Here is a 13557-nt window from a genome sequence, read left to right on the forward strand (position 1 = left end):
ATGCTGAACATTTTAATCAACCGCCTCGGTCAGTCGGTGCTGGTGCTGCTGGGGGTATCGCTGCTGATTTTCTTCAGCCTGCATCTGACCGGTGATCCGGCAGCGTTAATGATGCCACCGGGTTCCAGCCAGCAGGAAATCGCTCACTTTCGGCACAGCATGGGCTTCGATCGTCCGCTGCTGTGGCAGTACGGTCATTACCTGAGCGGCGTGCTACAGGGTGATTTCGGTGAATCGCTGCGCTACAGCCAGCCCGTGCTGGCGCTGATTGGCGAGCGGTTGCCCGCCACCGCCCTGCTGGCTGTCAGTGCGCTGGCCTGGAGCTCGTTACTCGGTCTGCTGCTGGGCATCGTCAGCGCCCTGCGACCACACAGCTTCTGGGATTTGCTTTGCCGCCTGGTGGCCTTTAGCGGCCAGGCCGTGCCAGTGTTCTGGCTGGGACTGCTGATGATCTTATTCTTCAGCCTTCATCTGCAATGGCTGCCCTCCAGTGGCTACGGCAGCTTTTCCGCGCTGGTTATGCCCGCTGTCAGCCTGGGGGCGTTTTATATGAGCGCCGTCGCGCGTCTGACCCGCGCCAGTCTGCTGGATGTGCTGCAACAGGATTATATCCGCACCGCACGTGCTAAAGGGCTGAGCGCCTGGCGCATCGTGGTACGACATGGGTTGCGCAATGCGTTGATTCCGGTGATTACCGTGCAGGGCATGTACTTTGCCTCGCTGCTGGGTGGTGCGCTGGTGACTGAGATTATCTTTGCCTGGCCGGGAATTGGTCGTCTGGCGATTCAGGCGATTCAGAACCGCGACTTCCCGCTGGTGCAGGCCATCGTGCTGCTGGCCGCGCTGGTGTTTGTGGTGATCAATTTGATGATCGACCTGCTGTATCTGGTGCTTAACCCGAGGATCCGCCTGTGAGCCGACTTACCGCCACCTTAGACCTGCTGAGTGAGTTAACGCGCTGGCCAAGCGTGGCGGGTCAGCTTGCGGCACAGCGCGGTCTTGCCGCCTGGCTGGAAAGCTGGATGGTGGAGCAGCTGCACGCGACGGCCATCTATCCGGTTAACGCGCAACCTGCCGAGACACCCCCGGTGGTGCATGTGCGTATCGATACCGGTGCCAGCAAAACAGTCGTGCTCTACAACATGTACGACGTGATGCCTGCTAATGACGCAGGCTGGGATGTGCCCCCGTTCACGGGTGGCGTTTGCCACTGGGACGAGCTGGGCGATGTCTTTGTCGGACGTGGTGCCGAGAATAATAAGGGGCCGGTCGCGGCGATGCTGATCCTGCTGCGCGAACTGTTGCAGGACAATCAACTCGCTTTCAACCTGGAAATCCTGCTGGAAGGCGAAGAGGAGATCGGCAGTGGCACGCTGCGGCGTTACCTCGCGCAGCAACCCTGTCCCGTTGCGCCTGCCGAGGCGGTGCTGTTTCCGTCACTTTGTGAATATGGTGGCGGCGCACCCCGCGTCTATCTTGGCTTTACCGGTCTCGCTAACGGACGCTTAAGCGTCACCGGTGGTGACTGGGGTGGTCCTTCTTCCGCCATTCATGCCAGCAATGCTGGCTGGATTGCCAACCCTGCCTGGCGTCTGGTGCAGGCGCTGGATGCCATCGCACCCGCCAGCCAGAGCGGCGTGCTCGGCTATATCGCACCTGATGATGAAGCTACCGGGTTGCTGACCACCCTGGCGCAGTCATTCAGTATTGATGACGAATTACGCTTCCGCCGCAGTCAGCGCCTGATGATTGCAGGTGACACCGTCACCTGCCTGCAAACGTTGCTGGGCAGCGCAGTGCTGACGTTGGCCGAGTTACACAGCGATCCCACCGGCGGACGTGGGGTCATCCCTTATCGCGCCAGTGCCGAACTGGCCTTCCGCATCCCGCCTGATTTTGATCAGGACGCGATGATTAGCGCCGCGCAACAACGTCTTACGCAACCAGATCTCTCCGGCACCACGCTTGAGTTATTGGATCGCTATCCCGGTACCCGCTTCCGCCGCCATGCGCGCGGCGTCGATGAGTTGATTGCCAGCTATCAGACGCTGGGAGCGGACCCGCAAATCTGGCCGTGGGCACCGGGATGCGCCCCCGCCTACGCCTTCGCCGCCATTGCGCCCGCCTTTCTGATTGGCGGGCTGGGCCATGGCGGCAACGCCCATGCCGTTAACGAGTTTGTCACGCTGACCGGACTGGAACGCTTCCAGCAGTCACTGAGCCTGTGGCTCACCGCATTCAATGATCCGGCCTTTGGCCGGGTCGCGCCACACCAGGGAAACACCAGAGAAGTACCAAAACAAAATATTACAGGTAACAACCATGAAGAAAGTCGATGATTTTAAACGCGTTCCGTTGGGGTTCTTCCCAACGCCGCTCGAGCCGCTACCCCGGCTCGGGGAGGCGTTGGGGATTTCTTTAACGATCAAACGTGATGATTACAGTGGCTTCGGCGGCGGCGGCAATAAAGTCCGCAAGCTGGAGTACCTGATGGCAGAAGCCTGCCAGGCGGGCGTCAACGTGGTAATCACCACCGGCGGACATCAGTCAAACCACGCCCGCATGGTCGCAGCGGCGGCGCGTAAGTTTGGTATGCGTCCGGTGCTGGTCCTGCGTGGCAATCCCCCTGCCAGCTGGCAGGGCAATCTGCTGCTCGACAAGCTATTCGGTGCCGAGGTGCAGTTTCTCGACCCGGATGGCTATTTCAGCCAGATCGAAGGGGCGATGCAGGCCCACGCCGATGCGGCTACCGCACGCGGCGAAAAGCCGATGATCATCCCACTGGGTGGTGCGACGCCGCTCGGCGCGCTGGGTTATGTGCGTGCAGTTGAAGAAATCAGCGCACAACTGGCGGAACGCGACGAGCCGGCACCGGATTTTATCATTGCCCCTACCGGTTCCGGCGGCACCCTCGCCGGGTTGCACGTCGGCACACGTCGCTACTGGCCGCAAACGCAGGTTATCGGCATCAGCGTCAGTGCCAAAGCGGAGTGGTTCCAGCCACGAATTTCAGGTATGGCGCAGGATTGTGCCGATCTGCTGCAATGGCCACAACGCTGGCAACCGGAAGACATCTGGATTGAGGACAGCTACGTCGGTGAGGCTTACGGTATCCCATCTGCGGGCGGTATCGATGCCATTTATCAACTGGCACAGCAGGAAGGCGTGTTGCTCGATCCGGTCTATACCGGTAAAGCGATGCACGGATTACTGTCGCTGGTTGAACAGGGTCGCATCCCGCCGGGTTCCCGCGTGACTTTCGTGCACTGCGGCGGATCCCCGGCACTGTATCCCTTCGCCGATCGGCTGCTGGAGCGGTAAATGCGCGTGCTGGATGAAGCAACGGTCGCACTGCTGGGTGGTGACGATCCCGCGCTGGCACTGGCGGATGTCCGGGCGGTGATCGGGTTAATGCGTTCCGGCGAGGCACAAATGCCCGCCGAGAATCATATTGACCTCGCCACTCCGCTCGGTAAAGCGTACGCACTCCCCGCCAGGGTTGGCGGACATTTTAATGCTGCGGGCGTGAAGTGGACTGCACATCGCCCGCAACGCCCTGATGCGTTACCCGCCGCGCTGGCGGTGACGCTGATCAACGATGCCCTGACCGGCGTCCCCCGTGGTCTGCTGGCCAGTGGTGCATTAACGGCCGCGCGCACTGCTGCGGTGACCGCGCTGGCACTGCAATATGCTGCTCCGCGCCCGGTGCAACGCGTATTGCTGCTGGGAGCAGGTCTGCACGCACGGGCGCATCTGCGCATGTTGCAACATCTTTTCCCGGCGATCACGCAGATCGGCATGTGGAATCGCACGCCAGAAAAAGTGGCTGGCTGCTCCGCGATTACACCAGAACCCGATCTCGCTGCCGCATTGGCTCGCCCCTATGACACGGTGATTACCTGCACCAGTGCCGCACAACCGATCGTCGATACCTGTGCAGTACAACCTGGCCGGTTGATCGTTCAGGTGGGTTATCACGAAGTCAGTTTTGCCGCGATCAAGGCCAGCAGCCAGGTGGTGGTTGATGCCTGGGGGGATTTTGCCGAGCGTAGTGCCAAAAGCCTGTTTCAGATGTACCGCGCAGGTGAGTTTGCCGCACAGGATGTGGCCGCCACACTGGAAACGCTGGTGATCGATGGCTGGCGACCTGCTGCCGATGACAGCGTGTATTTCTCCTCTTTCGGGTTGAATGTGTTTGATATCGCCCTTGCCGCCCGCGTACTGGCGGCCGCAGAGCAACAGCAACTGGGAACGCTACACCCCCTGTTTAACGGAGTCGCGGATGATCATTAAAGCCAGCGAGCTGGGCATGAGAAAGTCGCGTGGGGAACATTTCCTGCTAATTGATGTACGCGATGCGGGGCAGTGGCAAGCCGCCACGCTACCCGATGCTCAGCACTGCAACGTTTACGACTACTTTATTGCAGATTGCACGCCGGAGGGGCTGGAGAAAATGGCCGCCGACGCTGCGGCAGCACTCCAGCCTTTGTTTGCGGCTGATCCGACCGCGACGCCGGTATTTTTCGAACAGCAGGTCGGGATGCGATCGCCTCGTGGAGCCTGGTTCGCCTGGCTGCTGGGCCGGGATGACGCATTAATTCTTGATGGCGGTGTCGATGCCTGGGTAGCGGCAGGCTATGGTCTGCAACCCGGCGAAGGATTAAGTTACACCGTCACGCAACAGGCATCTTCGCCTGCGGTCATTTGGGACCGGCGCTGGGCCAGTAGCCGTCAGCAGGTTATCGCCGCTGATGGCAAAAAAATCATTAACGTTGATGCACGTCGCCCGACTGAATTTGATGGCAGCTTTGTGCATGAATGTTGTCATCGTGCCGGACGTATTCCGCACTCAGTGCTGCTGTTCTGGGAAGATGTGCTGGAGAATGGCCACTTTCTGCCTGTTGCTGAGATTGCACGGCGAGCGGAAGCTGCCGGTCTGCCACGCGATGCGCAATTGCAGGTTTATTGCCATCGCGGCGCGCGTGCAGCGACTATTCTGGCGGCGCTCAAAATGGCCGGTTATGACAATGTCGCCATTTATGTCGGTTCCTGGCATGAATGGGCAGAACACGACGAGCTCCCCCTGCTTCCCTGAATTCCCGTGAAAGGCGATCGGCGTCGATTTTTTCCCGTCCTGACCAGGATGTAATAGGTTCGCTATCTGGATCCTGGTATTCATGGAGGAAAACATGCCGATTGTCTCATCTTCATCCGGTCCGCAGCGGCTGAATATCGCGCCTGCTGCGCAGCCAGTAAACCGCCCCACCCGTATCGTGCAAATACACAATACACGCCAGAATTTGTCTTCTCATCACCACGAATCAGTCATCACCACCAAAGCGGGTGAAGCGGTGCTGAAAACGCTGCAATCCTCCATCAGCGATTATCCTTATCGCCCCGGAAAACCACATTCCCCGCACTTAGAAAGTGTGCTGGAAAACATCGTTAGCGCCATTCTCGCGTCAGATGAAACATCGGAGGCTGGCGTTCCGCCATTTACTGCGGCTGATATTGCCACTGAAGCGATGTTTATCCGCGCAATGGACCGTGCATATCAAACGGGCGCAGAGTGGGTAGAGAAATTAAAAAGGGTGTTAGACGAAGCAGGCACACCAACGCTCACGACGGAGAACAATTACAATGTACTGCGGGTGATCGTGGCGAAGAACCCGCTCTGTCGGCTGCTGTTAGCCGTTGACCATCCCGGATTCAGGCAGGAAATCACCCAGGCAACCTCACCCGCGATGATTCAGAGTGAGCATCCAGCCTCGCAAGCCGATCATCCCCGTTTACAGCATATGCAGCATGAAATAACCACAACGCGGATCCGATTAGCCGAAGCTGAAAATCAGCGAACCCGCATAGTTGGCGAATACATTGATAAAGCTGAACAGGAATTTCTGGCGAAATTGACCCTCGGTATCAGGGTCAGCATGCGGGATGTTGACGACATTCTTGCACATAACCACCATCTCGATGAGACAGACATCTGTATCCTGCAGCGACGACTGACCATTATTGTGCGAATTGAAGAAACGGTGCAGACCGTCATCCGCCAGGATATTGAAAAAAATGAAGACCCGTTCCTGGAATGGGCCTTGTTCGCATCGAGTTACGATATTGATAAAGTCTTTCAGGCAGAAGCGGTGCAACAATTACAGCTGAGCGATGAAGAATACCAGAAACAACGCGCCAGATTGGCACTGATGCAAATACAAACCTATCGTGATGACCAGCTCAATAGCATTTTTTACCGGGAGGCAACTTGTCATGTCACTCCCCCGGTGGCACCGCTGTCACAACGACGCTGACCGCCCGGCCAGTGCCTGCTGAATGTTGGGAGCTGCTGCCAGTAGCTGACGGGTATAACTCTCCTGAGGATCTCCGACCACACTGGCAGTCGCACCCGCCTCCACAATTCGCCCGTGGTACATCACCACCACCCGATCACAAAGCTGCTGCACCGCACTGAGATCGTGGCTGATAAACAATACCGACAAACCCAGCTTTTCCCGTAACTCGCTGAACAGCGCAAGCACCTGGCCGCGCACCGAGAGATCAAGCGCGGCTACGGCTTCATCCGCCACCAACAGTTTTGGCTCCATCGCCAGTGCGCGAGCAATGGCGATGCGCTGACGCTGACCACCGGAAAACGCACCAGGCAGGCGGCTGGCATGTTCCGGTTTTAACCCCACCAGATCCAGCAACTCATTAACGCGCGCATCGATACCTTTACCGTGACGTAATTGCCAGACGCGCAGCGGTTCGGCGATCTGTTCCCCGACAGCGATTTTTGGATTCAGGCTGGCATAAGGGTCCTGGAAAATGATCTGCGCGTGACGGCGCAGGGTACTGAGCTGCCGCCCCTGTAGCCGCTGGCCCTGAAATTGTACCTCTCCACTGTCAGCTTCTATCAGGCCTATCGCCGCGCTGCCCAGGGTGGTTTTGCCCGATCCTGACTCACCAATCAGACCGACGATTTCCCCCTGCTGGATTTGCAAACTGGTGGGATGCAGCACCGTCTGGCGTTTGGCTGGCCACAGCGGCAACCGACCTGGTATCGGGTAGCTTTTACAAATGTTGTTGAGCACCAGCAATGGCGCCTGGCTCTCACGAACGGGAACCACCGGGGGAAGATGAGACAGTGAAGCGTTAATCAGTTTACGCGTATAGGGATGCGCTGGCGTGCCGAGAGTGCTGACCACATCCCCCTGCTCAACCAGACGCCCCTGTTGCATCACGCAGACCCGATGCGCATAGCGTGCAACGACGGAGAGATCGTGGGTAATCAGCAACATACCCATCCCCATTTCCTGCTGCAATTCCTGCAACAGCGACAGGATTTGTACCTGAATAGTGACGTCAAGCGCGGTGGTGGGTTCATCAGCAATCAGCACGTCAGGTTGTCCGCTGATGGCACTGGCAATCATCACACGCTGGCGCATACCACCCGAGAGCTGATGAATATATTGCCGCGCCCGCTGCTGAGGATTGACGATGCCCACCCGATCGAGCAGAGCTATCGCTTCACGTTGCGCCTGCTTCCAGCTGAACTGACGATGGCGCACCAGCACCTCAGCAATCTGCTCACCGATGCGCAGCGTTGGGTTCATGCTGGTCATCGGTTCCTGAAATACGGTGGCGATACGGCAACCACGCAGCGAGGCAATGCGTCGCGCATCCAGCACCTCGTCCTGAAAACGCAACGTTCCTGCGGTTTGCAGGACGTTTGCAGGCAGCAGGTTCATTAACGCCAGCGAGGTGAGCGTCTTGCCGGAACCCGATTCCCCCACCAGCGCCAGAATTTCCCGCTGGTCGAGATGGAAAGACACATCATCCACCAGCACGCGGTGGTCATGCGTTGCCAGACTGAGGTGTTCTACAGAGAGCAGACGCGTGGCTGCATTCATAAGGCAATAGATCCGAAAAAGCAGAAAGATACAGGATATATCCTGAGAGAAAAGCCAACAAGAACGTTAGGTTATGACGGGAGGATTATGGATATAAAGGAAGACACCCGCGAAGGGATTTTCCCCATTCTGGCATTGTCATGGGCATTCCGACAAATAAACGCGGTGCACAGCAAGGATGGAGGCCCGGGCCTGTTTCGCTATCAGTTAAACCCTTTCCCGGCATAGAAAATCACTATCCCTCTGATTTTTAATCAATAACCAGTCATCCTGTCATGCTATTACATCATCGCGTTACTCATTAGCAGAATTGTAGTATCAGGTGGCACAGCGTAGACTTGCGGCGGGTGCTTGAGACTTTCTGTCTTAAGCATGGCTGACGGCAGAAAGAGAAAAGCCCCAGGAGATTTTCATCAACCTGAGGCCGTTCTTTATGCTTCGCAACATAAAGGTAGCCTCTTACGCGCCGCAAGGCAAGAAGGAGAAGCAACCATGAAACAGTTTACGGCGATGCTATTCGCCTCCTTTATGATCATGGCGGTGACCGCCGTCATACTGGGCTCGCGCAAGGATCTCTGTGAGATACGCTTCCGCACCCGCTTCATGGAGGTGGCTGTTTCAATGGCCTGTGAATCTATCAGGTAAGGGTCACCACGGCGGGAGTCATCCCGCCGTTCCGGTTGTTGTCAGGGACGGGCTCTCAGGCACCCTTCTTCCCCGCCCGGTTCCCCACTCAATTTCACCTTTCCGTCAAATATCGCTTTTCACAGGAAATAGCCTTTACCACTGATTTAACAGGATAAATGCCTGGAGTCGCAGTGTGATTACTTCCACGCGTTACTTATTAGCAGAATTGTAGTATCAGGCGGCACAGCGTAGACTTGCGGCGGGTGCTTGAGACTTTCTGTCTTAAGCATGGCTGACGGCAGAAAGAGAAAAGCCCCAGGAGATTTTCCATCAACCTGAGGCCCCCTTATGCTCGCAACATAAAGGTAGCCTCTTACACGCCGCAAGGCAAGAAGGAGAAGCAACCATGAAACAGTTTACGGCGATGCTATTCGCTTCCTTTATGATCATGGCGGTGACCGCCGCCATACTGGGCTCGCGTAAGGATCTCTGTGAGATACGCTTCCGCACCCGCTTCATGGAGGTGGCTGTTTCAATGGCCTGTGAATCTATCAGGTAAGGGTCACCACGGCGGGATTCATCCCGCCGTTCCGGTTGTTGTCAGGCACGGGCTCTCAGGCACCCTTCTTTTCACGCCCACTTCAGGCTGTCAGTCCTGTGGTTAACCGTAAACACTCAGCGAGGCAAGAATTCGGGTAAAGTAATCATCCGCGCGTTTCTGGGCCAGCTTACCGTCGCGGGCTTCCAGTGCTTCCACCAGCGGCGTCAGCTCGCGCAGCGTCTGCTCGCGCACAATCTCATTAACCGCCGAGTGCAGTGAATGTTGTCCGTCATACTGCACCGCACGCCGGTCAGCGATTACGTTATCGAAAATCTGGATCAGAAAGCGGTTGCGAGTGGCAGCAAACATCGCCTGGTGTACCGCATAGATATGTTCTTTATACAGCAGCCACTCCTGAGCCTCGCGAATGCCCTGCAAATGGTGGCGCATTTTGGTGAAGTCTTCCTCTGTCGCACGCGCCGTGACCAGCTGCATCATCATCGGTTCAAACAGCAGGCGACCTTCAAGGATTTCGCTATAGGTCGGGACTTCTTTATGCCAGGCGGCCACCGGCCGATCGGCATCATTGAGTTGGTTTTGCAGGTTATCGGATAAGTAAGATCCGCTGCCGACTTTACGCGTTACCAACCCCTGGGTAGACATCATGGCCAGCACGTTACGAATGGTGCTGCGGGAAGTATCAAAGCGGCGCGCCAGCTCACGCTCATTGGGCAACTTATCACCCGCTTTCAGATCCCCATCGCGGATGGCCTGCATTATGGAACGATAAACGCTTACCGCAGCGGTTTTGTCGTGACCGACAATACGCTGTGAGATGTCATCAGTGCTGTTCATCCGGCGACTCCTGAAAATACCTGTAAATGGCTGACCAATTTGGTCAGCTGGCGGCGATTATAGCCTGAGATTGACGTCTCGGCGAGCAACGTTTTAGACCAGAGTCAGGTCATTATTTCCAGCCAGATCCTTTACTTATCATGCCACCCTGCTGTCCTCGGGCTTTAACGTGAACCGTCTCACAAATCGGCCATACATCTTACTTATTGGTTAACCATAATGGTTGACCATTAAAAACCAGCGTGTTCATAATGCCGAAAAAACACACTCAGGGCAAAAAATGAACACATCCATCGCAGCGCCATTCTCTCCCGCTGAATGTCGCTTAAGCGGCCATTTGCTGGCGTTGGGCATTGAATTACCACCGGTACCGACCCCGGTGGCAAATTTTGTCACCTGGCGGCTGTTTGGCAATTTTCTTTATCTCTCCGGACAGGGGCCACTGGAAGCCAATGGTCATCTTTATACCGGCAAAGTTGGCAGTGAGGTCAGCGTAGAAGATGCCTACTACCACGCGCGCCTGACCGGCCTGAATTTACTGGCGGTGGCGCGTCAGGCAACCGGCGATCTCGGAGCCGTCAAAAGCGTGGTCAAGCTACTGGGCTGGGTCAATGCCCATGAGGTATTCAAACAGCATCCACAAGTGATCAATGGCTGTTCCGATCTCTTTGTACAGGTGTTTGGTGAGCAGATTGGCCGTGGCGCACGTTCCGCCATTGGCGCCGGTTCGCTGCCACAAAACCAGACGGTGGAGATTGAAGCGATTTTCGAACTGGAGGAGGGGGTTGCCGATGGATTACGTCTTTGATTTCGCCGCCCTGCGACCCTATTGCGACGTACTGGCAAAAGGACTGCTGGAAACCGCCATCTATGCCCTGTTATCGATCCTGTTCGGTCTGACACTGGGGGCAATATGCGCCCTGACGCTGGTCTACGCCCGGCGTGGCTGGCGGCGTGTGGTGCGCTGTTATGTGGAATTTTTCCGCAATACGCCATCGCTGGTACAGCTGTTTCTGATCTACTTCGGCCTGCCCAGCCTCGGGCTGCATCTTTCGCCACCGGTGGCGGGCATTATCGCCCTGTCGCTGTATTGCGGGGCTTATATGACGGAGATTTTACGTGCTGGTTTTCTCTCTCTGCCACGCGGCTTAACTGAGGCGGGTGAAGCGCTGGGTCTGTCAAAGCGACAAATCATCACCCATGTACTGACGCTACCGGCGATGCAGAACGTTTTCCCGGCGCTGGCCAGCCAGATGGTGCTGACGCTGATTGGCACCAGCCTGATTTCCCAGATTGGCGTGGAAGAGATCTTCCACAGCGGCAGTTTCGTCGATTCACGTACCTTTCGCAGCTTTGAAATTTATCTGCTGATTTGCGGCCTCTATTTTTTCGCCGTCAGTCTGATGAAAGTGCTGCTGCGTATCCTGTGGTATCGCTTTCAGGCGCGGAGGTAAGCATGCGCGGTATTTCTCTTCATGATATCTGGATGATCATCAGCGCTCTGCGCTGGACGCTGTTGCTGGCACTCACCACCTTTGCCTGCGGGGCGGTGATCGGGTTGCTGATCGCCATGGCGCGCACTTCCCACCAGCGCTGGCTCCAGGGCATCGCCTGGTTTTATGTCGAACTGATTCAGGGCATTCCGCTGCTGGGCATGTTGTTCCTGCTGTTTTTCGGTACGCCAATGTTTCTCGGTATTGATGTCAGTTCCTTTACCGCCGCCCTGATCGCTTTTTCATTGTCAGCAGGCGCATTTCTCGGGGAAATCTGGCGCGGAAGCATCATGGCGGTGCCGAAAGGACAGTGGGAAGCCGCGCTGTCGCTGGGGATCTCGCGGCTGCAAATGCTGCGTACCGTCATCCTGCCGCAGGCGTTTCGTCTGTCACTGCCTCCCACCGTGGGCTTCTCGGTGCAGCTAATCAAAAACACCTCACTGGCTGCGCTGGTGGGTTTCGTAGAGCTGACCCGATCCGGTCAGATTGTCAGTGGTTCAACTCTGCAACCACTGGTGGTCTACCTGCTGGTAGCGCTCTGTTATTTCGCGCTTTGTTTTCCGCTGGCGCGACTTTCCCTTCAACTGGAGGCACGTTTCCATGTCGCTGGTCGTCATTGATGCAGTCAGGAAAAGCTTTGGGCAAAACGAAGTTCTGCGGGGTATCACCACCACTGTCGAACGTGGCGATATCGTTACCATTATTGGCAAAAGTGGTTCCGGCAAAAGCACCCTGCTGCGCTGTATTAACGGGCTGGAGCAACCGGACAGCGGCACCATCCACGTGGGAGGACTGCAGGTTGGCGGCAGCGCTGCCGAGCTGCAAAAACTCCGCCAGAACGTAGGCATGGTATTCCAGAGTTTTAACCTGTTTCCCCACCTGACGGCGGCGGAGAACGTGACGCTGGCACCCCTATTGACCCGACGCATAACCAAAGCGGAAGCCCCGGCGCTGGCAAAACGTCTGCTGGAGCAGGTCGGGCTGGGACAGAAGCGCGATGCTTTCCCCTCTTCCCTGTCAGGGGGGCAGCAGCAGCGTGTCGCCATTGCCCGTGCGCTGGCGATGTCGCCTGAAGTGATGTTGTTTGATGAGGCCACCTCAGCACTTGACCCGGAACTGGTGGGTGAAGTGCTGCGGGTCATGGAAGACCTGGCAAAAGAAGGCATGACGATGATTGCCGTCACCCATGAAATGGCCTTTGCCCGCAAAGTGTCCAGCAAGGTGATTTTTATGCATCAGGGCGAGGTATGGGAAAGCGGGCAGCCCGCCGAGGTGTTTGGTGCCCCCCGCACCCCGGAATTACAACGCTTTGTGCAAACCCCAGCTTAACTACACCGGAGAAAACACATGAAAATGATGGGCAAAACCCTGGCGCTGATCGCGCTCTGTACCCTGCCGCTGCTGGCGCAGGCCAGTTCGCTGGATGACATCAAATCCCGTGGTGTACTGCGTGTCGCTACCACCGTTGATGCCGCCCCCTGGGGCTTCACTGATGCCGCCGGTAAACCCACCGGGCTGGATGTGGAACTGGCGCAGAAGCTGGCCGACAACATGGGCGTCAAACTGCAATTGCAGCAGGTCACCGGAGCCAACCGCATTCCTTACCTGATGTCGCGCAAAGTGGATGTACTGATAGCCGCGCTCGGCTCCAGCCCGGAACGCGCGAAGCTGGTGAATTTTTCTGAACCTTATGCGGCGGTTTACCTCGGCGTGTATGGCGGTGACAGCGTAAAAAAAGTCGATAAGCTGAGCGATCTCGGCAATGCCACCATCGCCGTACCTAAGGGTTCCACGCCTGATCTGACGCTGAGTGACCAAAACCCGCAGGGCAACTATCTGCGGCTGGAAGATACCGCCTCCGCCGTCAGCGCATTTTTGGCGGGTCAGGCACCGATGTTTGCCGAAAACAACCTGATTGCGCAAAAGGTGGCGCAGGAGAACCCGTCGAAGCATATCGCGCTGAAATACCTGCTGCGTAAAAGCCCGGCTTATATCGCCATTCGCCCAGGTCAGCCCGAGCTGATGGCGGCGATTAATCAGTTTATCGATAAAAGCACCCAGGACGGGGAACTGCCTGCACTGCGCCAGAAATGGTTTAACGATGCACAAAACGATCTGAAGGCGGAGTAGT

15 protein-coding genes are annotated in these 13557 nt (G+C 56.8%); 13 read left to right on the plus strand and 2 right to left on the minus strand.

Annotated elements, in window-relative coordinates:
- The 6 genes from PW844_RS22405 (at window position 1) to PW844_RS22430 (ending at window position 6311) form a co-directional block, all read left to right on the plus strand.
- Window positions 1–915, plus strand: a complete 915-nt coding sequence (locus tag PW844_RS22405; protein WP_299456516.1) for an ABC transporter permease — start codon at window positions 1–3, stop codon at window positions 913–915.
- Entirely contained in the window at window positions 912–2339 is a 1428-nt protein-coding gene (locus PW844_RS22410; protein WP_299456518.1) for a M20/M25/M40 family metallo-hydrolase, read from the plus strand. The genes PW844_RS22405 and PW844_RS22410 overlap by 4 nt, the downstream gene beginning before the upstream one ends.
- Entirely contained in the window at window positions 2323–3321 is a 999-nt protein-coding gene (locus PW844_RS22415; RefSeq protein WP_299456520.1) for a 1-aminocyclopropane-1-carboxylate deaminase/D-cysteine desulfhydrase, read from the plus strand. The genes PW844_RS22410 and PW844_RS22415 overlap by 17 nt, the downstream gene beginning before the upstream one ends.
- Entirely contained in the window at window positions 3322–4293 is a 972-nt protein-coding gene (locus tag PW844_RS22420) for an ornithine cyclodeaminase (RefSeq protein ID WP_299456522.1), read from the plus strand.
- Window positions 4283–5095 (plus strand): sulfurtransferase, encoded by an 813-nt coding sequence (locus PW844_RS22425; RefSeq protein ID WP_299456525.1) that lies wholly within the window; start codon window positions 4283–4285, stop codon window positions 5093–5095. The genes PW844_RS22420 and PW844_RS22425 overlap by 11 nt, the downstream gene beginning before the upstream one ends.
- A gap of 82 nt (window positions 5096–5177) precedes the next feature.
- Window positions 5178–6311, plus strand: coding sequence for a hypothetical protein (locus tag PW844_RS22430; RefSeq protein WP_299456527.1), 1134 nt, complete (start codon window positions 5178–5180; stop codon window positions 6309–6311).
- Here PW844_RS22430 and PW844_RS22435 read toward each other — a convergent pair.
- The gene (locus PW844_RS22435) at window positions 6297–7910 is read right to left on the minus strand and encodes an ABC transporter ATP-binding protein (protein WP_299456529.1); all 1614 of its coding nucleotides are present in this window, start codon (window positions 7908–7910) and stop codon (window positions 6297–6299) included. The genes PW844_RS22430 and PW844_RS22435 overlap by 15 nt on opposite strands.
- A gap of 492 nt (window positions 7911–8402) precedes the next feature.
- On the opposite strand from PW844_RS22435, the gene PW844_RS22440 reads away from it, so the two are divergent.
- Together PW844_RS22440 and PW844_RS22445 are read left to right on the plus strand one after the other, a co-directional pair.
- Window positions 8403–8555, plus strand: coding sequence for a Hok/Gef family protein (locus PW844_RS22440; protein WP_299456531.1), 153 nt, complete (start codon window positions 8403–8405; stop codon window positions 8553–8555).
- 388 nt (window positions 8556–8943) lie between these two features.
- A complete protein-coding gene (locus PW844_RS22445; RefSeq protein ID WP_299456533.1) occupies window positions 8944–9096 on the plus strand; it encodes a Hok/Gef family protein in 153 nt (50 codons plus the stop codon).
- A gap of 102 nt (window positions 9097–9198) precedes the next feature.
- Here the strand turns inward: PW844_RS22445 and PW844_RS22450 are convergent, their stop codons facing one another.
- On the minus strand, window positions 9199–9933 hold the full coding sequence (locus PW844_RS22450) for a GntR family transcriptional regulator (protein ID WP_084878934.1): 735 nt from the start codon (window positions 9931–9933) through the stop codon (window positions 9199–9201).
- A gap of 280 nt (window positions 9934–10213) precedes the next feature.
- Between PW844_RS22450 and PW844_RS22455 the strand changes: the two genes are divergently transcribed.
- Genes PW844_RS22455 through PW844_RS22475 form a run of 5 tightly spaced genes read left to right on the plus strand, consistent with a single transcriptional unit; the run spans window position 10214 to window position 13556 of the window.
- On the plus strand, window positions 10214–10741 hold the full coding sequence (locus PW844_RS22455; RefSeq protein WP_299456537.1) for a RidA family protein: 528 nt from the start codon (window positions 10214–10216) through the stop codon (window positions 10739–10741).
- Window positions 10725–11387 carry an amino acid ABC transporter permease gene (locus tag PW844_RS22460; protein WP_299456539.1) on the plus strand — a complete coding sequence of 221 codons (663 nt, stop codon included), beginning with the start codon at window positions 10725–10727 and terminating at the stop codon, window positions 11385–11387. The genes PW844_RS22455 and PW844_RS22460 overlap by 17 nt, the downstream gene beginning before the upstream one ends.
- Before the next feature lie 2 nt (window positions 11388–11389).
- Window positions 11390–12046: an amino acid ABC transporter permease gene (locus PW844_RS22465; RefSeq protein ID WP_299456541.1), complete on the plus strand. Its 657-nt coding sequence runs from the start codon at window positions 11390–11392 to the stop codon at window positions 12044–12046.
- A complete protein-coding gene (locus tag PW844_RS22470; protein ID WP_299456543.1) occupies window positions 12027–12755 on the plus strand; it encodes an amino acid ABC transporter ATP-binding protein in 729 nt (242 codons plus the stop codon). The genes PW844_RS22465 and PW844_RS22470 overlap by 20 nt, the downstream gene beginning before the upstream one ends.
- 18 nt (window positions 12756–12773) lie before the next feature.
- Window positions 12774–13556, plus strand: a complete 783-nt coding sequence (locus tag PW844_RS22475) for a transporter substrate-binding domain-containing protein (RefSeq protein ID WP_299456545.1) — start codon at window positions 12774–12776, stop codon at window positions 13554–13556.
- Window position 13557: the final 1 nt, after the last annotated feature.

The sequence above is a fragment of the Pantoea sp. genome, from assembly GCF_028283705.1.
GTDB lineage: Bacteria > Pseudomonadota > Gammaproteobacteria > Enterobacterales > Enterobacteriaceae > Pantoea.